Origin of the sequence: Micromonospora sp. SL1-18 (assembly GCF_047921505.1) — a bacterium.
Lineage (GTDB): Bacteria > Actinomycetota > Actinomycetes > Mycobacteriales > Micromonosporaceae > Micromonospora.
Genome location: NZ_JBLROA010000008.1, coordinates 105,272 through 126,115, shown reverse-complemented (window position 1 = coordinate 126,115; position 20,844 = coordinate 105,272). Strand labels below are relative to the sequence as shown.

Below are 20,844 nucleotides of genomic sequence, written 5' to 3'. Positions count from 1 at the left end.
GTACTCGTTGGGCCACCGGTGGACTCGCCCGGATCGGGAGGTGTGACGTGAAGGCACCGGCCGAGGAGCGGGCCGCACCCCCGCGCCGCGCCGCGCCGACCCCACCGCCGCGCACGACCGCCGACCCCGAGCCCACCACCGGCGTACGCGACTCGGTCGCACGACCGTTGAGTCGGGCGGCTGTGCAGCGGTTGCAGGCCGGGGCTGGCAACCGGGCGGTGGCGGCGCTGGTCGCCCAACGCCGCGCCGCCGCGCCGCGTACGCCCGCCGCGAAGCGGCCCGGCGCTGGCGGCGGGTCGCGTGGCGCGACCACCGGCGTGCCCGCCCAGCGGTCGGCGGCCCCGTCGGCCGGCGCGACCAACGCCTCCACCGGTTCCGGTCCCGCCACCGTCTCCGCGGGTCCGGCCCCGACCGGTCCGGAGGCTGCGGTGCAACGGCTGGCTACCCAGGCCGCTCCGGTCCACCGGCCCGGACCGCAGGCCGACCCGAAGTTCGCCGCGCTGAAGGCGGACGTGCGGGGCAAGCAGAAGCTGCTCGCCGCGCACCCGCCGGCAAAGACGGAGGCGGCGAAGGCGCAGGGCGCGGCCAAGCCACCGCAGGACGACAAGGAGGCCCAGGGCAAGGCGGCCAACGCGGAGAAGATGAACGCCGCCAAGCCGGGCGAGTTCGACAAGGCCACGTTCATCCGCGCGGTCAACGAGGCCATCGCGGCGCAGGCGCCGAAAAACCTCGACGAGGCCGACAAGTTCGGCGACTCGGGCAAGGCTGACGCGGTCAAGGGGCAGGTGCAGGGCCAGGTCACAGACGGCAAGAAGGCCTCGGCGAACGCCATCGAGACCACCACCAAGGCGCCCCCGGACACCTCGAAGGCGGTCGACAAGCCGGTCACCCCACTGGTGGCGGACAAGCCGCCAGCGACCCCAGGCACGCCGGACCCGGCGAAGGCCGTACCGGACAAGGCCCCGCCGGCGGCGACCGACTTCTCGGATGGGCCGAAGCAGGTCGACCAGCAGATGACCGAGGCGCAGGTCACCGAGGAGCAGCTGGCCAAGTCCAACGAGCCGGAGTTCACCGGCGCGCTGAAGGAGAAGAACGCCGCCGAGCAGCACGCGGCCACCGCGCCCGGCCAGGTACGCGCGGCCGAGGCGCGGACCCTGACCGGGGCGAAGGCGGCGGCGGGCGCGGCCGGGGCGGCGGCGATGACAGCCCTCACGGCCGACCGCAAGCGGGCTGGCGCTCAGGTCGGGGCGGGCAAGGAGCAGGCGAAGTCCGCCGACGAGGCCAAACGGGCGAAGGTCACGGCGATCCTGCAGAAGGTCTTCGACGGCACCAAGAAGGACGTCGAGGGCATCCTGTCCGGGCTGGACAAGAAGGTCGACGACCAGTTCAGCAAGGGTGAGAAGGCGGCGCGGGACGCGTTCACCGCCGAGCACAAACGGCGGATGGACGAGTACAAGGACAAGCGGTACTCGGGCATCGTCGGTAAGGGCCGGTGGATCAAGGACAAGTTCGCCGGGCTGCCGGAGGAGGCCAACCAGATCTTCGTGGTGGCCCGTAAGGGCTACGTCGACCGGATGCAGCAGGTCATCTCCGGCGTCGCCGACGTCATCGGCGCGGAGCTCGGGCGGGCCAAGCAGCGCATTGCCGCCGGCCGCAACGAACTGCAGGCGGAGGTGAAGAAAATGCCCGCCGACCTGCAGGCGCTGGGTCGCGAGGCGGCGGGCGAGTTCGCCGGAAAGTTCGACGAGCTGACCGAGCAGGTGAACAACAAGGGCACCGATCTGGTGCAGACCCTCGCGTCGAAGTACAACGAGGCCCTCAAATCGGTCGACGAGGAGATCGCCGCCGAGAAGGAGAAGAACAAGGGCCTCGTCGCCAAGGCCGTCGACGCCGTCGCCGGGGTCATCAAGACCATCATGCAGCTCAAGGACATGCTGATGGGCGTCCTGGCCAAGGCCGCCCACGCGGTCATGGCGATCATCAAGGACCCGATCGGCTTCCTCGGCAACCTGGTCAGCTCGGTCGGGGCGGGCCTGAAGCAGTTCCTGGCCAACATCGGCGAGCACCTGAAGAAGGGCCTGGTCGGCTGGCTCACCGGGGCGATGGCCGGAGCCGGGCTGGAACTGCCTGCGAAGTTCGACCTGCGCGGCATCGTCCTGATGATCGGCTCCCTGCTCGGGCTGACCTGGGCAGCCATCCGCGGCCGGATCGTCAAGCGGGGTGTGCCTGAGCAGGCCATGGGCGCGGTCGAGCAGTCCGTGCCCGTAGTGCAGAAGGTCCAGGCCCAGGGGCTCGGCGGCATGTGGGAGGAGATCCAGGACAAGGTCGGCGACCTCAAGGCCAACCTGTTTTCCAAGATCAGCGAATACCTGATCCCGACCGTGCTGATGGCCGGCATCACCTGGGTCATCAGCCTGCTCAACCCCGCCTCGGCGTTCATCCGCGCGGTCAAGATGATCATCGACTTCGTCACGTTCATCGTCACGCAAGGGGCGCAGATCATCGAGTTCGTCAATTCGGTGCTCGACGCCATCATCGCCATCGCGGGCGGCGGGGCGGGCGGAGTGCCGGCGCTGATCGAGAAGGCCCTGGCGCGGTCCGTGCCGGTGCTGATCGGGGTGCTCGCCGCGGTGCTGGGCATCGGCGGGCTCGCGCAGAGGGTGCAGAAGTTCTTCAAGGCGCTCAGCAAGCCGGTCATGAAGGCCGTCGACTGGGTGGTCGGCAAGATCGTCGCACTGGGCAAGAAGCTATGGGGCAAGCTCAAGGCACGGCGCCGAAATGGGCTGAAGCCAAAAGGCGGCAATCTCGCTGGCGGCATGCGGGCTGCCCACGCGTTGTTGCGCCGCGGTATGGCTGTGGATGCCGTCGCGCGCGGCCTTACCGGTATCAAGTCACGCTTCCGGTTATCCTCGCTACGCCTCGTCGTCGACCGTCACGAAGGGCTCTACACCTACGCACATGCGGTCGGGACAGTGCAGCGAAGCGAGACACCCCCCGAACGCCTGATTTCGGCGGACGACGCGAAGCTACTCAAGCGACTCGAGGAGAAGCACAAAAGGCACGAAGAGAAGCTCAAGAAGAAGCGCCTAGATGTTCTGAACCACGCCAAACGGCCGTTGCTTCAGGTAGGCAGCTACCCCGGCATTCCCCGACAAGCAACAAGTCGCATCCCCAGCGACGCGGACCGCGCCTGGGCAAACAGGGAAGGACCGACGCATGGATGCCACTCCTGCCGCACGACCAGCGCGCCACTGTTCATCCCCGATCACCAGCCAGCCAGCGAACTGTTCGACATCCTCTTCGAGGGACAGCCTCTCATCCCACCGGGCCCCCAGAGGTTGTATCCCCACTGTCAGGCATGTTCTGTAAAGCAGGGCGGCACGGTCACCGGCCTCAAAGGAAAGATCGCCAAGTATGAGAGAATGAAGGCGGAGCTCGAAACGTTGGCAGCGGAGATCAAGAGGCTCAAGGAAGGACGTAGATGAGCACTGGTCAGACTCAACAAATCAGCGACATTCTTGAACAGTTGGATGGAGCTCAGGAGGAGTACTCTCTGCTTGGCCCCGGCAACGCCAACTATCCAAGTGCGGGGACACGCATGGATGCCTTCCACAGCCCAAGCAACTGGCTCCTGACCATCCAGTTGGTCGCGTATGGCCGCGGCGAAGATGACATCGTGCGTATCGTGCAAGCATTTGGCAGTGATGTTCCGGAACCGGGCGCCCTGTTCTTCGGATCGCCGATCACGTCAGAAGGAGGGGGCAGCCTTCCTTCAGACGACCTACCCCTGTCAGATCACCACTGCTTGATCCTCAATGGCCGGGTCAAAGAGATCCAACTGTTAGCGGAGGACTACGCTGCCGCAGGCATCGATGAGGCAGCCACGCCTGCGGCACTCGCCCTTGCCAGGGTCCTAATCGCGAAGTATCCGGAAGATGTATTTCTGAAGCCTGACGAGATCCTGCGCGAGATCGGAAAGTCAGGCTATGAATCGCTCTTCACGCTCGACGAGTGGCAGCACCCTGATCCGGCTGAGGACGAGCTACCCAGCGAGATCGACTGCTTCCAGGACATCGCTCGGACGATCCACAAGAAGGAAACCGCCCACCTGCCTTCCTGCCAGAGCGGCAACACCCACTGGTCTCATTGGACGGAGTACGAGTGACAGCTGCCCGTACGGGCAGTGAAGGCTTCCCGATCAAGCGGCCTGCCGGACGTTTGACCAGGCGCGCGTACGCGGGACGCTGGCCTCGACCCTGAGGGACGAGGAGGCGTGATGCCCAACTACCTGGCGCCGGGTGTGTACGTCGAGGAAGTGGAGTCCGGCTCCCGCCCGATCGAGGGCGTCGGCACGGCGGTCGCCGCGTTCGTCGGCTTCGCCGCGCAGGGGCCGTTCAACACCCCGACCCTGGTGACCAACTGGAGCCAGTACTCGCAGATCTTCGGCGAGTTCGCCCCGGACTGCTACCTGGGCCACGCCGTCTACGGCTATTTCATGCAGGGCGGCGGGGCCGCGTACATCGTGCGGGTCGGCGGCGACCGGGCCAGCGAGGAGGCGCTGCCGGCCGTGCCCACGCCGGCCGCGATCCTCGGCACCTACAAGGTTGTCGCCCGTGCCCTGCCCGAAGGCACCCCGGAGGACATCACGGTCGAGGTCGCCGACCCGCCGGAGGGCGCCGGCGAGGACCGGTTCAACCTGGTGGTCAAGCGCGGCGGCCAGGTGGTCGAGACGTTCGAGTCGGTGACCACGAAGCGCGGCAAGGACAACGTGGTGACCGTGGTCCGCGACCGGTCGAAACTGATCACGATCGAGGAGGCGGCGCCGACCGGCCAGCTGGCCCGCCCGTCCGGAGGCGAGGTCGCGCTGACCGCCGAGCCGCCCACGGCCGGCGCGCCGGAGACGGTGTCGGCAGACGAGTACGTGGGCGACGCGGCGGAGCGTACCGGGTTCGGCGGCCTGGAGGCCGTCGACGAGGTGACCATGGTCGCGGTGCCCGACCTGATGGGGGCGTACCAGCGCGGCGCGATCGACCTGGAGTCGGTGAAGGCCGTGCAGTCGGCGATGATCGCCCACTGTGAGCTGATGGGCGACCGGATGGCGGTCCTGGACCCGCCGCCGGGCCTGTCGCCGCAGCAGGTCAAGGAGTGGCGTACCGACCAGGCCGGCTACGACTCGAGGTACGCCACGCTCTACTACCCCTGGATCAAGGTGTTCGACCCGCTGACCGGGACCAACCGGTTCATGCCTCCGTCGGGCCACGTAGCCGGCGTGTGGGCGCGCAGCGACGGCGCCCGGGGCGTACACAAGGCCCCCGCCAACGAGCCGATCCGAGGCGCGGTGGCGCTGGAGACCCAGCTGACCCGCACGGAGCAGGAGCTGCTCAACCCGCTCGGCATCAACTGCATCCGCGCCTTCCCCGGCCGGGGCATCCTCGTCTGGGGCGCCCGCACCCTGTCGTCGGACCCGGCCTGGCGGTACCTGAACGTCCGGCGGCTGTTCAACTACCTGGAGGAGTCGATCCTCAACGGCACCCAGTGGGTCGTCTTCGAGCCCAACGACGACATGCTCTGGGCACGCATCCGGCGCACCATCAGCGCGTTCCTGATCAACGAGTGGCGGCGCGGCGCGCTGTTCGGGCTCACCCCCGACGAGGCGTTCTTCGTCAAGTGCGACCGGGAGACCAACCCGGCCGAGAGCATCGACGCCGGCCAGGTGGTCTGCCAGATCGGCGTCGCGCCGGTCAAGCCGGCCGAGTTCGTGATCTTCCAGCTGGCGCAGATGTCCGGTGGCACCAGCCTGGTCAACGAGTAGTCCCCGTAGCGTCAGGAGGCAGTCGTGCCGCTCCCCGATTTCGACTCCGCCGTCGGCCACTCGTTCGGCCTGGAGGTGGACAGCATCGTCATCCGCCAGATCACCGAGGTCACCGGCCTCAAGATGGAGCAGGACGTCATCGAGTACAAGTCGAACACCGCCGACGGCAAGTTCGTGGTACGCAAGGCGCCCGGCGCGCCGAAGGCCGGCGAGGTCACCCTGACCCGGGGCCTAACCGCGGACAACAGCTTCGAGCGGTGGATCAAGGACTGCCGCTTCGGCAAAATGGGCGACGCCCGCAAGGGCGGGGCCATCATCGTCTTCGACTACGAGGGCTTGCCGATCAAGCGGTACAAGCTCACCAACGCGTGGGCGAAGAGCCTGGAGATCAGCTCGCTCAAGGCCGGCGACACCAGTGTGCTCACCGAGAAACTCGTGGTGACGTACGAGTCGATGGAGGTCGAGTAGCCCCATGCGCCGTACGTCCTCACTCGTCCCGCCGCCCGGCCCCGAGCTGGCCGAGCCGCCCGCCGTCGCCCCGCGGCGCGAGACACTGCGCACGGAGTTCCCATTCGAGTTGCCCCGCGGGTACGTAGACGGCTCCGGCACGGTGCACCGGGACGGGGTGATGCGGCTGGCGACCGCACGGGACGAGCTGGTGCCGCTGCGCGACGACCGGGTACGGGAGAACCCGCCGTACCTCACGGTGGTGCTGCTCAGCCGGGTGATCACCCGGATCGGCACGGTGGTGGACGTGCACCCCGGCGTGGTGGAGGACCTGTTCGCCTCCGACCTGGCGTTCCTGCAGGACATGTACCGGCGGATCAACAGCGAGGGGCACACCCGCGCGAGCGTGGTGTGCCCGGAGTGCCAGCACCGCTTCGCGGTCGACCTCGCCGGCGGCCGCCTGGGGGAATCGTGACGTACGCGGCCGACCGCATCTACGCCGAGGTCGCGTACGTCGCCTACCACTTCCACTGGTCGCTGGACGAGCTCCTCGACCTCGAACACGGCGAGCGGCTGCGGTACGTGGCCGAGATCGCGAGCATCAACACCCGGATCAGTCAGGGACGGTGACCCGATGTGGCCGTGGCGCCGACGATCGCAGCGGACCGCGCAGCGGTCCACCGCGGACGCGCCCGCCCCGGGCAGCAGCGAGACCGGTGGCGGTCCGGAGGGAGCCACGCCGACCGGCGACGCGACGGCGGGGAGCACACCGGCCAGTGCTCCGGCGCACCGGCAGGACGAGCCGGCCGCCTGGCTGGGGCTGCCGCCGATCCAGCGGATCACCCCCGAGGAGCCGCGGCTGAACCTGCCCGAGGCGTTCACCGGCTCGCTGGCCGCCTGGCGTGACCCGTCGTACCTGGCTCCCCTCGGCCATCTCGTCGGAGCGGCCGAGCCGGCGGGCGTGCTGCACGGCGCCGTCGAGCCGGCGAGCGAGCCGACGCGGGCGGACCTCGAGCCCACCGGCCGGCCACGCGGCGACGATCCCGCGCCGCTGCCGCTCGCGACGCCGCCGGCAAACCCCAGCCGGGCCACGCCCTCCCTGCAACGGCAGGTCACCGGCCCTGCCCCGGGCCAACGGCCGGCCACCGCCTCCCCTGCCCCGGACCAACGGCAGGTCGCCAGCGCCTCGGCGCAGGGGCAACGGACGGTGCCCGATCCGCCGGCCGCGCCGCTCCCGGTCCAGTCCGTGCCGCTGGAGCCGGTGACGGTCAGCCAACCGGTGCCGCTGGAACCGGTGACGCTCAGCCGGCTGCTGACCGCTCCACCGCTCGCGGTGGAGCTGCACCTGCCCACCGTCGACCGGCCGACCGACGCGGCGCAGCGGGTCGTCGACAGCGACCTGTCCGGTCCCGCCGACGCGCCGGAGACGCCGACCCTGGGACGGGACTTCCCGGCAGCGACGGCCGAGGCGAGCGGCCCGGACGTGGCACTGCCCGAGCCGTCACCGTCGGCGGGGATCGCCGAGCCGGCGGCATCCGGCACCCGTCAGTCCGTATCCGACCTGCCCGTGCAGCGCGTTCCGGCGGACGCCCCGAGGCCGCCCCGCCGGCTCGGCCTGGGCGAACCGATCGTGTCCCCGCTGCTCCCCCCGGCCGAAACCTCGGCTCCGGCGACGCATGACTACACCAGTGTGCGGGACGCCGCGCCGCTCCAACGCCTTTCGACCGAGGGCGACGGCCGAGTCCTGGCCCACCGGCCACCGACCGGCGAGGGCGAGGCAGCTGTCGCCCCCGCAGGCAACGCCGGTCAACAGGACGGCGGGGGCAACGGCCCGGTGGCGAGCACGACGACGGCGGACGACCAGGCCGGATTGCTCGGAGAGGTCGCCGTCTCCCGCCTCGCCGCCGATGCCACCCCCACAACCGCCATCGACCCCGGATGGCTCCACGGCGACACCGAAACCGACGGTGCTGCCATGCCGGCCGATGATCTTCCGGTCGTCGGCACGGCAACCGCCCGGACATTCCAGGGCGACACCGCGCAGCCTGGCAATATCGCGGCGTCGGGCGGCGAACCGGCCGGATCGGGTACGGGCGGGTCCCCTGTGCAGACGTTCGTGCCGTCGCACGACGGGACCGCCACCGAGGCACGCGTGGTGCCGCTGCTCGCTCAGCCGCCCGCCCCGACAGCATCCGGCGGAGAACCGGCCGGAACCGCTGACCAGGGCGACCGGGCAGCGGATCCGGCCGGCGGCCGGGAAACCGGAGCACGGGGTCCGGACGATGCCGCCGCTCCCCTGCCGGTGGTCGTGGCCCGGTTGGTCGGCGACCGCCCAGTGCGGCCGCTGACCCGGGAGATGCCCGCCGCGCCCGCGCCGGCCCGCCCGAGCGTGCAGCGGGTGACCTGGCAGCACGACGAGGAACCCGTGCCCGCTGCCGCCGCGCCGCTCGCCCTGCCCGACCCGCAGCAGCCGCAACCGAGCCTCTTCGCGGACGTACCGGACCTGCTCAGCACCCCGGCGGCCGTCCACGTTGGAGCGGCCGGGGGAATCGGGCCGGTGCCGGTCCAGCGATGGGTGGGCGCGCTCCCCGGCTCGCCGCCCCCCGTACCACCCGCCCGGTCGGGCTCTGGAGGCAACGGCCCGCCGATGGCGTACCTCGGTGGTGGGCCGGAACCGGCGGCGACCGCGCCGCGCCGGGACCCGCCCGCCCCGGTCGTGCAGCGGGCCGAGCCAGCCGACGCACCGCCCCCGGCCGACGCGCCGGGCCCGGCCGCGACCCCACCGCCGGACGGCGGGCCGCCGGCGGCCGGCCCGCCGGCGGCACCGGGTGCCAAGCCGGCCGGCGGGGTGGAGCCGGAGGAACTGCTGAAGAAGCTGTACGACCCGCTGCTGCGCCGGTTGAAGACCGAGCTACGCCTGGACCGGGAGCGGCACGGGGTGCTCGGTGGGCCGGGCTGACCGCAGAAACCAGACGCGGGCGGGCAGGCCGCAGGAACCAGCGCCGACCAGGAGGGATGAATGGCCAAAGACGAGGTCGCCGTCGCGATCGCCTTCGTCGTGAAGATCGACGATCAGGATCTCGGCGCGTTCAACACCTGCGACGGGCTGGGGTGCGAGGTGGTCGTCGAGCAGCGGGAGGAGGGCGGCAACAACGGGCACATCTGGCAACTGCCCACCCGGATGAAGTTCTCCAACGTCAAGCTCTCCCGGCCGATCACCGCGGACAGCGGCAAGCTGATGCGGTGGTTCTCCGGCATGGCCAATGGGATCACCCGCAAGACCGCCACCATTGAGGCGCGAACCCTGGAGGGCACCGTGATCGCCCGCTGGGGACTGCTCGACGTCATCCCGGTGCGGTGGACCGGGCCGCAGCTCAGCCCGGACAGCCCAAAGGTGGCCGTGGAGACCCTCGAGCTGGCCCACCACGGCTTCTTCGGCCCCGGGACCGGGGGGTGACGCCGTGAGCGAGCGTGCCATTCGGCCCAGTAGTGCGGCGCCTCGCGTCGCCGGGGAGCGGAGCGAGGCGGCGGCGTGAGTGCCTCCCCGGTCACGTTCACCGCAGCCGGCAGCCCCGCCGGCCGAGGCGGCGGCGCACCACCGCAACTGACGCACGCGTACCTGCAACTGCACGAGCCGCCCCGCAACGGGGGCACGGCGTCTCCCGGCCCGCCGCTGGGCCGGATCCCGTTCCAGTTCAACCCGAAGGAGCTGGCGCTGACGAAGACCACCAAGTGGAAGCGGGACGCGCAGCGCAACGCGAAGAAGAGCGGCGTGCCGGAGTTCACCGGCTCGGACCCGTGCAAGCTGACCCTGGAGATGTTCTTCGACGCCACCGACACGATGGACAGCTCGGTGGTGAAGCGGGTCGAGGAGTTGTTCGCCTGCTGCGTGCCGACCGACGCCAGCCGCCAGCAGAAAAAGGGGTCGCCACCGTGGGTGGTGTTCCACTGGGGCGGCATGGTGGGTTTCCCGTCCTTCGTGGCCAGCGTCAGCGCCAAGTACACCCTGTTCACCCCGGGCGGCACGCCGGTGCGGGCGCTGTGCACGGTCGCCCTCGAGGAGATCTCCGGCGAGCAGCCCGGGCAGAACCCGACCTCCGGGGCGCTGGCCGCCCGGGACATCCACGTCGTCGTCGCCGGGGACACCCTGCACTCGGTGGCTTACCAGGCGTACGGGCGGGCCGGGCTGTGGCGGCAGATCGCCGAGGCCAACGACATCGACGACCCGATGCGGCTGCGCCCCGGCACCGCGCTGTTGGTGCCCGCTCCGGAGGAACTGACCGTCCCGGGCGGTGCCCGTGGCCAATGAACAGTTCGCCAACGCCCTCCTGGTCGAGGTGGGTGGCAGCCCGCTGCCCGCGGAGGTCGCGTCGCTGCTGACGTACGCGGCGGTGGACGACAGCCGCAACCTGCCCGACCGGTTCATGCTGCGATACCGGGACCCGGACCGGGCCGTGCTGGCCAAGGGCGGGTTCGCCATCGGCGCCCCGGTGCGGCTGAGTGTGCAGACCTCCGATCCGGGCGGCCCCGCGCTGCTACTCACCGGCGAGGTCACCGCCCTCGAGTGCGAGCTGGACGCCACCGGCACGTTCACCGAGGTGCGCGGCCTCGACCTGGCCCACCGGCTGCTTCGCGGCCGGCGGGTGGCCGCGTACCCGGGGATGAGCGTGCCCGACATCGTGCGGAAGGTGGCCCAGCGGGCCGGGCTGAAGGCAGGCCGGATCGACCCGGTGACCGGCATCGGAGGCGAGCCGGAGGCGCAGCTCAGCCAGGACAACATCAGCGACTGGACGTTCCTCCACCGACTCGCGCAGCTAGTCGGCGCGCAGGTGACCGTGCTCGACGGGGAGCTGCACCTGCGGATGCCCGAGCCGCCCGCCGGCGCCCCGGACCCGTCCGCGCGGGCCACCCAGGACCCGCTGGTGCTGGAGTTGAACCGCAACCTGATCGCGCTACGCGCCGGCGTCACCGCTACCGCCCAGGTGCCTGAGGTGGGTGCGCGGGGCTGGGACCCGGCCACCAAACGGGCGGTCAGCGCGACCACGACCCCGAAGGTGCCGGGCGCCGAGGGGATCGGCGTGGATCCGGCCGAGCTGGGGAGGAAGCTGGGCAGCCCGCCGTACGTGGTGGCCGACCCGACCCTGGGCACGGACGCCGCGGTCCGGGCGGTGGCCGGCGCGCTCGCCGGCGACCTGGGCGGCGGGTGCGCCGAGATCGAGGGGGTGGCGAAGGGAAACGCCCAGCTGCGCGCGGGCACGGCGGTGGCGCTGGCGAACATCGGCGAGCCGTTCCAGGGCAGGTACGTGCTGACCAGCACCCGGCACGTGTTCAGCGAGCAGGCCGGCTACACCACGGCGTTCACCGTCTCCGGCCGCTCGGACCGGTCACTGTACGGGCTGACCGCTGGTGCGGCCGGGCTCGAGCGGGCCGGCCGGGGGCTGGTCCCGGCGGTGGTCAGCGACGTGAAGGACCCGAAGAAGCTCGGCCGGGTCCGGCTCACCCTGCCGTGGCTGGACGAGACCTACACCACCGGCTGGGCGCGGGTCGTGCAGCCCGGCGCGGGTGCGGACCGGGGTGCGGTGCTGCTGCCGGAGGTGGGCGACGAGGTGCTGGTCGGGTTCACCGACGGCAACCTGGACGCCGCGTACGTCCTCGGCGGCCTGCACAACGGCACCGACACGCCCCCGAAGCTGGAAACCGACCCGGTGGACGGCAGCAGCGGCCGGATCGCGGCCCGGGCGCTGGTCTCCCGTACCGGCCACCGGCTGGAGCTGCTGGAGGCCGGCAGTGGCCCGGATGGCGTGCTGCTGGCCACCGGGGACCGGAAGTTCACCGTACGGCTGGACCGCACCGGCCGGCAGATCGAGATCGTCAGCGACGGCAAGGTGAGCGTTCGGGCCCAGAACGGGATCAGCCTGGACGCCGGGTCGGGGCCGCTGGAGCTGGCCGGGCAGAAGGTCACCGTCACAGCGAAGGGCGATGTGGGGATCGAGGGCCAGGGCCGGGTGAGCGTCCGCGGCACGGGCGGCGCGTCGGTGGAGGGCGCGAGCGTGAAGGTCAACGGCCAGGGCGGCGCGGAACTGACCGCCAGCGGCCCGGTCACGGTGCGCGGTGCCGTGGTGCGCATCAACTGAACACCCGTCAGAGCGACCGAAGGGAGAGTGCCGTGCCACCAGCCGCTCGCGTCGGCGACCCCACCGCCCATCCGGGGGCGGTCGGCGGTCCCGGGGTGCCCACCGTCCTCATCGGCGGGCAGCCCGCCGCAACCGTGGGCACCATGCACGCCTGTTCCTTCCCCGGCACCCCGCCGCACCCGCCGTCTGCCCTGCTGCCGCCCGGGTGCCCCACGGTGCTCATCGGCGGCCAACCGGCCGCCCGCCTCGGCGACCTAGCCGGCTGCGGCGCGCCGATCGTCGCCGGCTGCCCAACCGTGCTGATCGGCGGGTGATCCGCATGGCCACGGACTTCGTCGGCACCGGGTGGGCGTTCCCGCTGCGTACGGGCCCGACCGGCGGGATCGCCCTGGTACGCGGGGACCGCGAGGTGGTGGAGAGCATCCGGCTGATCCTCGGCACCGCCCCGGGCGAGCGGCCCGGCCGTCCCGAGTTCGGCTGCGCCATCCACGAGCTGGCGTTCGCCCCCGCCGACCCGTCCACCGCCGGCCAGGTCGCTTACCAGGTGCGGCTGGCGCTGGAGCGGTGGGAGCCGCGCATCGTGCTGGACGACGTGCTGGTCGACTTCGCCGACGCCGCCAGCGGGACGCTGCACATCGATATCCGCTACCGGCTACGGCAGGACAACGACCCGCGCAACCTGGTCTTCCCGTTCTACGTCATCCCCGCGCACGACCCCGGAGACCCGTGATGGCCCTGCCCGCGCCCCACCTCGACGACCGCCGGTTCCAGGACCTGGTGGACGACGCGAAACGCCTGGTGCAGCGGCGCTGCCCGGAGTGGACGGACCACAACGTCTCGGATCCGGGGGTCACCCTCATCGAGACGTTCGCGTACCTGGTCGACCAGTTGCTCTACCGGCTCAACCGGGTGCCGGACCGGCACTACGTGAAGTTCCTCGACCTGCTTGGCATCACTCCGTTCCCGCCGGCGGTGGCCTCGACGGACGTGACGTTCTGGCTGTCCGCGCCGCGCGACGCGCGGGTCGTCGTCCCTGCCGGCACCCACGTGGCGACCGTCCGGGCCGAGCATGTCGAGCCGGTGATGTTCGAAACGCTGGGCGAGCTGGCCGTGCCGCCGTGCCGACTCGTTCGGGTGGTGACCGTACCGGTCGGAGGCCAGCCGACGGACCGGACGGGCGACCTGGGCGGCACCGACCGGATTCCGGCGTTCGCCGACCCGCCGGCGGCCGGCGACGCGGTGCTGTTCGGTCTCGACGGTCCGGTGCCCGGCTGCGCGGTGCTGCTCACCATGGACTGGGCGGTCGCCGGGCGCGGCGTGGACCCGACGAATCCGCCGCTGGTCTGGGAGGCGTGGACCGATGACGGCTGGGTGGAGTGCCCGGTGGAACGGGACACCACCGGCGCGCTCAACCGGGCCGGCGAGGTGGTGCTGCACGTACCGACCGGACATGCCGCATCGGTGGTGGCGCGCCACCGCGCCGGCTGGCTGCGCTGCCGGCTGCGGGAGCCCGCCGCCGGGCAGCCGTACTTTCACGCGCCGCCGCGGTTGGGCCGGGCCGAGGCGGCCACCATCGGCGGGACCGTGGCGGCCTGCCACGCGGAGCTGATCGCCGGGGAGAGCCTCGGCGCTTCCGAGGGGGTGCCGGGCCAGCGGTTCAGGGTGCAGCGAGCGCCGATAGTGGCGGCCGACGGCGCGGTCGAGGTCGAGGTGGGCACCGCCGAGGGGTGGCAGACCTGGCGGGAGGTGGCCAGCTTCGCAGACTCCGGCCCGGAGGACCGGCACGTGTGCGTGGACCGAGCCGGCGGGGAGATCTGCTTCGGGCCGGCCGTGCGGCAGCCCGACGGAACGGTACGCCGGTACGGGGCGGTGCCGCCGAAGGGATCGGTGATCCGGATTCCGGCGTACCGCACGGGCGGGGGGCGGCGGGGCAACGTGGCCGCCCGCGCGCTGACCGTGCTGCGCGACCCGGTGCCGTTCGTGTCCACGGTGACCAACCGGGCGGCGGCCACCGGCGGGGTCGACGGCGAGTCGCTGGCGGAGACGTCGGTGCGGGGGCCGCTGACCCTGCGGACCCGGGAACGGGCGGTCACCGCTGAGGACTACGAGCAGCTGGCCCGGCAGGCCGCGCCGGAGGTGCTGCGGGTACGGTGCGTGCCCGCCGGCGACGACTCGACCGCCGTGCGGGTGCTGGTCGTGCCCGCGCTGGGTGAACACCGGGACGCCGACGACGACGCGGCCCGGTTCGCCGCGCTGCGGCCCCGGGAGGAGACCCTGGAGCGGATCCGGTCCTTCCTCGACGCGCGCCGCTGCGTCGGTGCCCGGGTGTTGGTGGAGCCGCCGTTCTACCAGGGCGTGACGGTGGTCGCCCAGGTCCGTGCCCGGCCCCGTGCCGCCACGTCCACCGCCGACCTGCGCCGTCGGGCGCTGCGGGCCCTCTACGACTACCTGGACCCGGTCCGGGGTGGGCCCGACGGCGCCGGGTGGCCGTTCGGCCGGCCGGTCCAGTCGGGTGAGCTGTACGCGGTGCTCCAGCGCGTCGACGGGGTCGACCTGGTGGAGGACGTCCGGCTGTTCGGGGCCGACCCGACCACCGGGGAACGCGGTGAGGCGGTGCAACGGCTCGAACTCGGCGTCAACGCGCTCGCCTTCTCGTACGGCCATCAGGTGCGGGTGACCGGGTGAACGGCCGGGTCGCCGAGGTCAGGAGACGATCATGCGGGGTTCCGTACCGGGGCTGGTCAGCCCGCACCCGATCGGGCAGCAACTGCCCGCGGTGTACCTGGAGGACGACTTCGCGCAGCGGTTCACCGCCGGGCTGGACGAGGTGCTGGCGCCGATCCTGCTGACGCTCGACTGTCTCGACGCCTACTTCGACCTGGGGCTGGCCCCGCCGGACTTCGTGGACTGGCTGGCCGGCTGGGTGGCCGCGCCCGTGGACGGGGACCGGCCGCCGGACGTACGCCGGGAACTGGTCCGGCACGCTGTGGAGGTGCATCGCTGGCGCGGCACGGCCCGTGGCGTCGCGCTGGCGCTGCGGGTCGCCACCGGTACGCAGGTGGAGGTCACCGACAGCGGCGGGGTGACCTGCTCGGCGACGCCGACCGACGCGCCGCCGCCAGACGAGGCGCCGGAGGTCCGAGTACGGCTGCACGGGGAGGTCGACGAGACGCTGGTACGCCAGGTCCTGGCGTCCGCCGTGCCGGCCCACGTTCGGGTGACACTGGAGACGCAGCCATGATCATCTGCGCGGAGTGCGGCGCGACCAACGGCGACGACGACCAGTTCTGCGGCACCTGCGGCGAATTCCTGCGTTGGGATGCGAGCGCCGCAACGTCGACCGTGCGGCCGATCGCCGACGGCCGCCCGCAGACGGGGCCGGCCGGCGAACGCCCGCAGACGGGATCAGCCGACGAACGCCCACGGACGGAAGCAGCCGACCGCCCACGGACCGGCGAGGGCACGGCAGGACAGACGGACAACGGCCGGACCGACAACGGCCGGACCGACAACGGGCGGACCGACAACGGGCGGACCGCTGACCGGCAGGCGGACCCCGAGGCCGACATCGACCCCCATCAGCCGGCCGTTGCCACCCGCGTCCCGGTCGACGCGGTGGCGGCCACCGGCCGGAACGCCCCGGACGTGCCGCCCCGCCAGCCCGCCGACGGCTCCGTCACGGTCGACCGGGCCGGCGGGGATACCCAGCCCGCTCCTCGGCAGCCTGGACCGCCCGACCAGCGCGGGCAGCCGTCCGACAACCCGGAGCCGGCGGACCCGGTCGACCTCCCACCCCGCCCGCCGGAGCCCCGACGCGCCTGCCCGGCGTGCGGTGTGGACAACGCCCCGGGCCGGCGGTTCTGCCGGTCGTGCGGCGCGCAGCTGGCCACCCCGGCCGGGCCCGCGCCGCGGCGCAGCTGGTGGCAGCGGTGGTGGGACCGGCTTCGCCGCCGGACGCCCCGCCGGCGTTCGCTGCGGGACGACCGCCGGGCCACCCGGGCAGCCCGGCGGACCCTGCTGATCGTGCTCGTACTCTGTCTGGTCGCGGTGCTGGCCGTCGTCGGGCCGCCCCTCGCGCGGCGGGCGGTGGAGGCGGTACGCGACCGCACTCAGGACCCGACGCCACTGGTCCCGGCAGCGGTGACCGCGTCGTCGGAGGCACCCGGTGCCGGCGCGGCCCGGCTCACCGACGGGGCGAACAACCGTTACTGGGCGCCGAACGGGGCAGCCGCCGGCGCCTGGGTGGAGGGCCGGTTCACCGAGCCCGTGCGGCTGCTCACCGTCGTGATCACCCCCGGAGTCAGCCCGCGGCGGCAGGCGTTCCTCGCCGCCGGGCGGCCCCGCGGGCTGACCGTGATCACCATCGACACCGACGGACAGCAGCGGGAGACCGACATCGAACTGCGCGACGAGCCCGGGGAACAGCACTTCGACGTGGCGGCGTCGAACATGGTACGAATCAGGCTGGTGGTCCGCTCGACGTACGGGCCTGGGCTGATCCCCTCGGTTGCGATCGGGGAAGCGGAATTCTTCGGTCGACGCTGATCGGGGCGGGCGGCGGGATTCCCGCGACCAGGGACGGGTCCAGCCCGAGGGAGACGAGCACGTCGGCGTACCGGCGGCGGGCGTGCTCGGCGGCGGCGGCATTGCCCGCCCGGTCGTGCGCGGCGATCAGCAGCCGCCAGCCGGCGTCGTGGCAGGGGTCGATCTCGACGCAGCGGGCCGCCATCGCCACCGCCGGCTCGGCCGAGCCGGCCCCGCGCAGGGCGGCCTCGACATCGTCCCCGCGTAGGGCTGCCCCGGCGAGCCGGGCCGCCGCATCCGCCGCCTGCCGGCGCAGGGTCTCCCGCTCGGCCACCACCCACTCCGCCGGGCCGTCCTCCGGCAGCAGTTCACCGGCGTACGCGGCCACCGCCACCCGTAGGTCGTCCAGCGCCCGCCGGATGGATCCGCTCCGGGACGCCCGTTCCAGCGCCCGCCGGAACTCGGCGACGTCACACCATGCGTCCGCCGGGAGGGCCAGCAGGTACGCGTCCCCGTCGCGGTGCAGCAGCGTCTCCCCGTCGCCGGCAGGCAGGTGGGTGTCGAGGAACCGGCGCAGACTGGACAGGGCGACGTGCAGGGTCCGGGTGGCCGTCGCCGGGTCGGTGTCCGGCCAGAGCGCGTCGAGGAGCCGGTCTCGGTGCACCGCGCGGCCGGCGTTCATGGCGAGGATCCGGGCCACCGCCCGGGCCCGGGGACGCAGCGGCGACCAGTTCAGCGGCTCGCCGTGCAGGCAGACCCGGAAGCCGCCGAAGCAGCGTACGGTCAGCGGAGCCGTGTCCGGTGCGGCGGGCGACGGCCGGGCCTCCGGGGTGAGCCAGGCGGCCACCGCCGCCCGGGGCAGCCCGGCCTGCTCGGCGGCGTGCAGGGCAGACAGCGCGGCCGCCCGACCGGGCCCGGCGGGGACGCCCGCGGCCAGGGCGAGCACCCGCGCACCCGGCACCCCGGCGGCCCGGGCGGTGCCCTCCGCCCGACGGACCTCGATCTCGGCGTCTGGCAGCCGGGCGCGCACGGCAGCCAGGGCAAGCAGGGACTGTGCCCAGGCGGCGAGCACGCCCGCGTCCACCTCGCGGGCTCGGTCGAGCAGTTGGCTCGCCTCCGCCATCTCCGGCCCACCCCGCAGCGAGCGGGCCAGCGCGGCGCAGCCGGCCGCGAGCAGGGCGCCCCACCGGTCCCCCAGCCGGTCGCACTCCTCCACGACGGCGGCCGCCTCCTTGATTTCTGCCTCCACCCCGCCGAGGGCGGGCACCGCCCGGGCGAGCCGGGCCAGCCACGGCAGGCCTGCCCGGTCGGCGGCCAGGCCGACGGCGGCGACGGCAGGGGGCGCCTGTGGATCCCCGCCGGCCAAGGCGACGGCGGCGCGCAGCAGCCGGCTGCCGAGGCCGATCAGGCCGACGTCGGCGGGCCCCGCCCGGTCCAGGACGCGCAGCGCCTCAGCGGCGTGGCCGGCCAGCAGCAGCGCGCCCGCGCGGACCAGGCCCTCGTCGGCGCCGGTCAGCCGCTCCGCCTCGCCGACGACGACCATCGGGTGCCGGCGGGTGGCGGTTCGCAGCCAGCCGGACCAGTGCCCGCGCCAGTGCGGGCCGTCCGGTAGCCAGGCCGTCACGTCGGCGCGCAGCGACCGGCAGCGAGCCGCACCCGGCCCGCCGCCGAACATCTCCTCGGCGCGGCGTAGCAACGGCACCGCCGCCGCCAGCTGCCCCTCGTTGATCCGGTGCTGGGCGTCGGCCAGCACCAGCCACGGGTCCTCGGCGATGAACCAGGCCGGCAGCAGGTCGGACCACGGGTCGAGACCCCGCACGGCGACGGCGTGGCCGGCGGCGTCGAGCAGGCGCTGCACCTCGGGCCACTGCTGGGCCCGGGCAAAGCACCGGGCCGCCTCCAGCGCCGCGCCCTCCTCGGCGAGCAGCCGCCCGGCGCGGGCGTGCCAGGCCCGGGCCGCGGCCTCCCCCAGGTCTTCGACCAACGCCGTTGTCAGGTGGGCGCGCAGCACCTCGTGGTACGCGAAGGAACGGCCACCGTCGTGGGAGACGGTGAACGCCTGCCGGCGTTCCAGCTCCTCCAGCGCGGCCTGCCCGTCGCCGGTGCCCAGCAGCCGGTCGCACCGCTCGGCGGTGAGGACCTCGAACACGCAGGTGCGGACGAGGAACCGGCGCAGGGACGGAGCCAGCTCCGCCAGCACCGTACGGGTGAGATAGTCCCGAGACAGCGCCGAACGCATGGCCAGCGAGGCCACTGCGCGTCGCCGGTCGGGCAGCGGTTGACCACGGGTGGAGAGGTAGTAGAGCTGCAGGCCGGCCACCCATCCCCCGAGCCGCCGGGCCAGGGCCGCCACGTCGTCGGCGGGCAGCGGCTCCCGGTAGACGTCCCGCAGCAGCCGTTCGACCTCCCAGGTACGGAAGCGCAGCTGCTCGGCGTCGATGACGACGCTGTCGGAGAACTCGTGGCGGGCCAGGATCAGCGACGGGGCGCGGCGGCTGCCGATCAGCACCCGGACCCCCGCCCTGGTCAGGGTGAGCGCCCGGTCCAGCAGCACGGACTCCCCCGGTGAGCCCTCGATCAGATGCAGGTCGTCGACGACCAGCAGCCCGTCGCCGTCGGGCAGCGCCGCGTCCATCCGGCACAACGCCAGCGCCGGGTCCGCGTCCGACGGCACGGTACGCAACCAGCCCACCGGCCCGGCCACGCTCGCCGCGTAATGGGCGAGCAAAGTGGTCTTGCCGGACCCGGCGGGGGCGATGACCAGGCCGAGGGAGCGCGGCCGCACGTTCAACGACGTGATCAGTCTCGGTCGCACGAGGCTCAGCGACGGATGGCGGGCGGGCTCCGACGGCATCACGCACCTCCCCGAGGCCGACGTCCATCGGACCGGCCGTCGCGATCGGAACATCGCTCATGGTAGCCAGGAAAGCGCTCCCGTCGCGGTACGTAATCGGACACACGCCATCCGACATATCCCTTGATAGTGGGTGCGTCGACCGGATCCGGGTGGTTGGGGCACGGCATCGCGCGGCCGCGCCGCGAGGTGCCTCCAGATTGCAGGGTTGTCACAACCCGGATGCCGGGCGTTGACACGACTTCGACTGCGGGTGATGGCCCCCGGTGAGGACGTGACCCGCCGCGAGCGCGCTGTGGTCAGTTCGCCTTCACGCAGAACTCGTTGCCGTCGGGATCGGCCAGCACGACGGCGCCGTCCTCACCGACCTCGAGCCGAGTGGCCCCGAGAGAGACCAGCCGGTCGACCTCCGCTTGCAGGTCGCCACCGGCCGGGGCGAGGTCGAAGCGCTGCGGGTTCCGCACCCCTTTCGGGGCCACGGGCGGGCCTCCCCACGCGACCTTTGTACCGCCGTGCGGTGACTGGATCGCGGTCTCCTGGTCCTGGTCCCACACCAGCGGCCAGCCCAGCGCCTCGCTCCAGAAGAGGCCGACCTCCCGGGTGCCGTCGCAGGCGAGCTCCCCGAGCAAGCCGCACCCGGCGAGGAAGGCGTTGCCCGGCTCGATCACGCAGAACTCGTTGCCCTCGGGGTCGGCCAGGACGACGTGCCCCTCCTCGGGGCGCTGCCCGACGTCGAGGTGGCCGGCGCCGAGCCCCAGCGCCGTCGCCACCGTGTTCTGCTGGTCGGCGCGGCTGGCGCTGGTCAGGTGAAGGTGCATGCGGCGGTTCGGCCCCACCTTCTCCGCGTGGCTCGGGGCGAACCGGAGGCTGAGCTGGCCGTCCTCGCCGGCAAGGAGCGCACCGCCGGCGTCCTCGACGACCTCCCGGTCGAGCATGCCGGCCCAGAACTGTGCCAGGCGGGCCGCGTCGTGCGCGTCGAAGGTCACCGTCAGCAGTCGCGAAAGCATCAATTCACAGTAGAGACGGGCCAGCAGGGCAACAAGGTGATTTACCCGGGCCGGATGTGCCGCGAG

The 20,844-nt window shown here is 72.8% G+C and carries 17 protein-coding genes; 15 read left to right on the top strand and 2 right to left on the bottom strand.

The genetic code is table 11. The features are described from left to right. Positions 1 to 47: 47 nt before the first annotated feature. The 15 genes from ACNAW0_RS05770 to ACNAW0_RS05700 all read left to right on the top strand — a co-directional run bounded on the left by ACNAW0_RS05770 (position 48) and on the right by ACNAW0_RS05700 (position 16,938). On the top strand, positions 48 to 3,485 hold the full coding sequence (locus ACNAW0_RS05770; RefSeq protein ID WP_416286658.1) for a hypothetical protein: 3,438 nt from the start codon (positions 48 to 50) through the stop codon (positions 3,483 to 3,485). Then, positions 3,482 to 4,165 (top strand): DUF7003 family protein, encoded by a 684-nt coding sequence (locus ACNAW0_RS05765; protein WP_416286657.1) that lies wholly within the window; start codon positions 3,482 to 3,484, stop codon positions 4,163 to 4,165. Before ACNAW0_RS05770 ends, ACNAW0_RS05765 begins: the two co-directional genes overlap by 4 nt. 111 nt (positions 4,166 to 4,276) lie before the next feature. After that, positions 4,277 to 5,812, top strand: coding sequence for a phage tail sheath family protein (locus tag ACNAW0_RS05760; RefSeq protein WP_416286656.1), 1,536 nt, complete (start codon positions 4,277 to 4,279; stop codon positions 5,810 to 5,812). 24 nt (positions 5,813 to 5,836) lie between these two features. Further along, positions 5,837 to 6,280 (top strand): phage tail protein, encoded by a 444-nt coding sequence (locus ACNAW0_RS05755; protein WP_089006793.1) that lies wholly within the window; start codon positions 5,837 to 5,839, stop codon positions 6,278 to 6,280. Between the two features lie 4 nt (positions 6,281 to 6,284). Then, entirely contained in the window at positions 6,285 to 6,734 is a 450-nt protein-coding gene (locus tag ACNAW0_RS05750; protein ID WP_091118469.1) for a hypothetical protein, read from the top strand. Further along, a complete protein-coding gene (locus tag ACNAW0_RS05745; protein WP_416286655.1) occupies positions 6,731 to 6,889 on the top strand; it encodes a DUF6760 family protein in 159 nt (52 codons plus the stop codon). Before ACNAW0_RS05750 ends, ACNAW0_RS05745 begins: the two co-directional genes overlap by 4 nt. A gap of 4 nt (positions 6,890 to 6,893) precedes the next feature. Next, complete coding sequence (locus tag ACNAW0_RS05740; RefSeq protein WP_416286654.1) at positions 6,894 to 9,218, top strand: hypothetical protein; 2,325 nt, start codon at positions 6,894 to 6,896, stop codon at positions 9,216 to 9,218. 60 nt (positions 9,219 to 9,278) lie between these two features. Then, positions 9,279 to 9,716, top strand: a complete 438-nt coding sequence (locus ACNAW0_RS05735) for a phage tail protein (RefSeq protein ID WP_416286653.1) — start codon at positions 9,279 to 9,281, stop codon at positions 9,714 to 9,716. Between the two features lie 75 nt (positions 9,717 to 9,791). Next, complete coding sequence (locus tag ACNAW0_RS05730) at positions 9,792 to 10,568, top strand: LysM peptidoglycan-binding domain-containing protein (RefSeq protein WP_416286652.1); 777 nt, start codon at positions 9,792 to 9,794, stop codon at positions 10,566 to 10,568. Then, the gene (locus ACNAW0_RS05725; RefSeq protein ID WP_416286651.1) at positions 10,552 to 12,393 is read left to right on the top strand and encodes a VgrG-related protein; all 1,842 of its coding nucleotides are present in this window, start codon (positions 10,552 to 10,554) and stop codon (positions 12,391 to 12,393) included. The genes ACNAW0_RS05730 and ACNAW0_RS05725 overlap by 17 nt, the downstream gene beginning before the upstream one ends. 32 nt (positions 12,394 to 12,425) lie before the next feature. Next, positions 12,426 to 12,707 (top strand): PAAR domain-containing protein, encoded by a 282-nt coding sequence (locus tag ACNAW0_RS05720; protein WP_416286650.1) that lies wholly within the window; start codon positions 12,426 to 12,428, stop codon positions 12,705 to 12,707. A gap of 5 nt (positions 12,708 to 12,712) precedes the next feature. Continuing rightward, positions 12,713 to 13,123 (top strand): GPW/gp25 family protein, encoded by a 411-nt coding sequence (locus ACNAW0_RS05715; RefSeq protein WP_416286649.1) that lies wholly within the window; start codon positions 12,713 to 12,715, stop codon positions 13,121 to 13,123. Next, on the top strand, positions 13,123 to 15,078 hold the full coding sequence (locus tag ACNAW0_RS05710; protein ID WP_416286648.1) for a putative baseplate assembly protein: 1,956 nt from the start codon (positions 13,123 to 13,125) through the stop codon (positions 15,076 to 15,078). The genes ACNAW0_RS05715 and ACNAW0_RS05710 overlap by 1 nt, the downstream gene beginning before the upstream one ends. A gap of 31 nt (positions 15,079 to 15,109) precedes the next feature. Further along, complete coding sequence (locus ACNAW0_RS05705; protein ID WP_416286647.1) at positions 15,110 to 15,634, top strand: phage tail protein; 525 nt, start codon at positions 15,110 to 15,112, stop codon at positions 15,632 to 15,634. Beyond that, the gene (locus ACNAW0_RS05700; protein ID WP_416286646.1) at positions 15,631 to 16,938 is read left to right on the top strand and encodes an NADase-type glycan-binding domain-containing protein; all 1,308 of its coding nucleotides are present in this window, start codon (positions 15,631 to 15,633) and stop codon (positions 16,936 to 16,938) included. Before ACNAW0_RS05705 ends, ACNAW0_RS05700 begins: the two co-directional genes overlap by 4 nt. On the opposite strand, the gene ACNAW0_RS05695 is transcribed toward ACNAW0_RS05700, so the two are convergent. After that, entirely contained in the window at positions 16,853 to 19,732 is a 2,880-nt protein-coding gene (locus tag ACNAW0_RS05695) for a BTAD domain-containing putative transcriptional regulator (protein WP_416286645.1), read from the bottom strand. The two genes, ACNAW0_RS05700 and ACNAW0_RS05695, sit on opposite strands and share 86 nt — an antisense overlap. A gap of 338 nt (positions 19,733 to 20,070) precedes the next feature. Further along, entirely contained in the window at positions 20,071 to 20,778 is a 708-nt protein-coding gene (locus ACNAW0_RS05690; RefSeq protein ID WP_416286644.1) for a VOC family protein, read from the bottom strand. Positions 20,779 to 20,844: the final 66 nt, after the last annotated feature.

Coding starts and splice junctions, on each gene's coding strand:
- ACNAW0_RS05700 (WP_416286646.1), top strand. CDS start 15,631: ATGATCATCTGCGCGGAGTGCGGCGCGACCAACGGCGACGACGACCAG.
- ACNAW0_RS05710 (WP_416286648.1), top strand. CDS start 13,123: ATGGCCCTGCCCGCGCCCCACCTCGACGACCGCCGGTTCCAGGACCTG.
- ACNAW0_RS05715 (WP_416286649.1), top strand. CDS start 12,713: ATGGCCACGGACTTCGTCGGCACCGGGTGGGCGTTCCCGCTGCGTACG.
- ACNAW0_RS05690 (WP_416286644.1), bottom strand. CDS start 20,778: ATGCTTTCGCGACTGCTGACGGTGACCTTCGACGCGCACGACGCGGCC.
- ACNAW0_RS05750 (WP_091118469.1), top strand. CDS start 6,285: ATGCGCCGTACGTCCTCACTCGTCCCGCCGCCCGGCCCCGAGCTGGCC.
- ACNAW0_RS05740 (WP_416286654.1), top strand. CDS start 6,894: ATGTGGCCGTGGCGCCGACGATCGCAGCGGACCGCGCAGCGGTCCACC.
- ACNAW0_RS05735 (WP_416286653.1), top strand. CDS start 9,279: ATGGCCAAAGACGAGGTCGCCGTCGCGATCGCCTTCGTCGTGAAGATC.
- ACNAW0_RS05760 (WP_416286656.1), top strand. CDS start 4,277: ATGCCCAACTACCTGGCGCCGGGTGTGTACGTCGAGGAAGTGGAGTCC.
- ACNAW0_RS05705 (WP_416286647.1), top strand. CDS start 15,110: ATGCGGGGTTCCGTACCGGGGCTGGTCAGCCCGCACCCGATCGGGCAG.
- ACNAW0_RS05765 (WP_416286657.1), top strand. CDS start 3,482: ATGAGCACTGGTCAGACTCAACAAATCAGCGACATTCTTGAACAGTTG.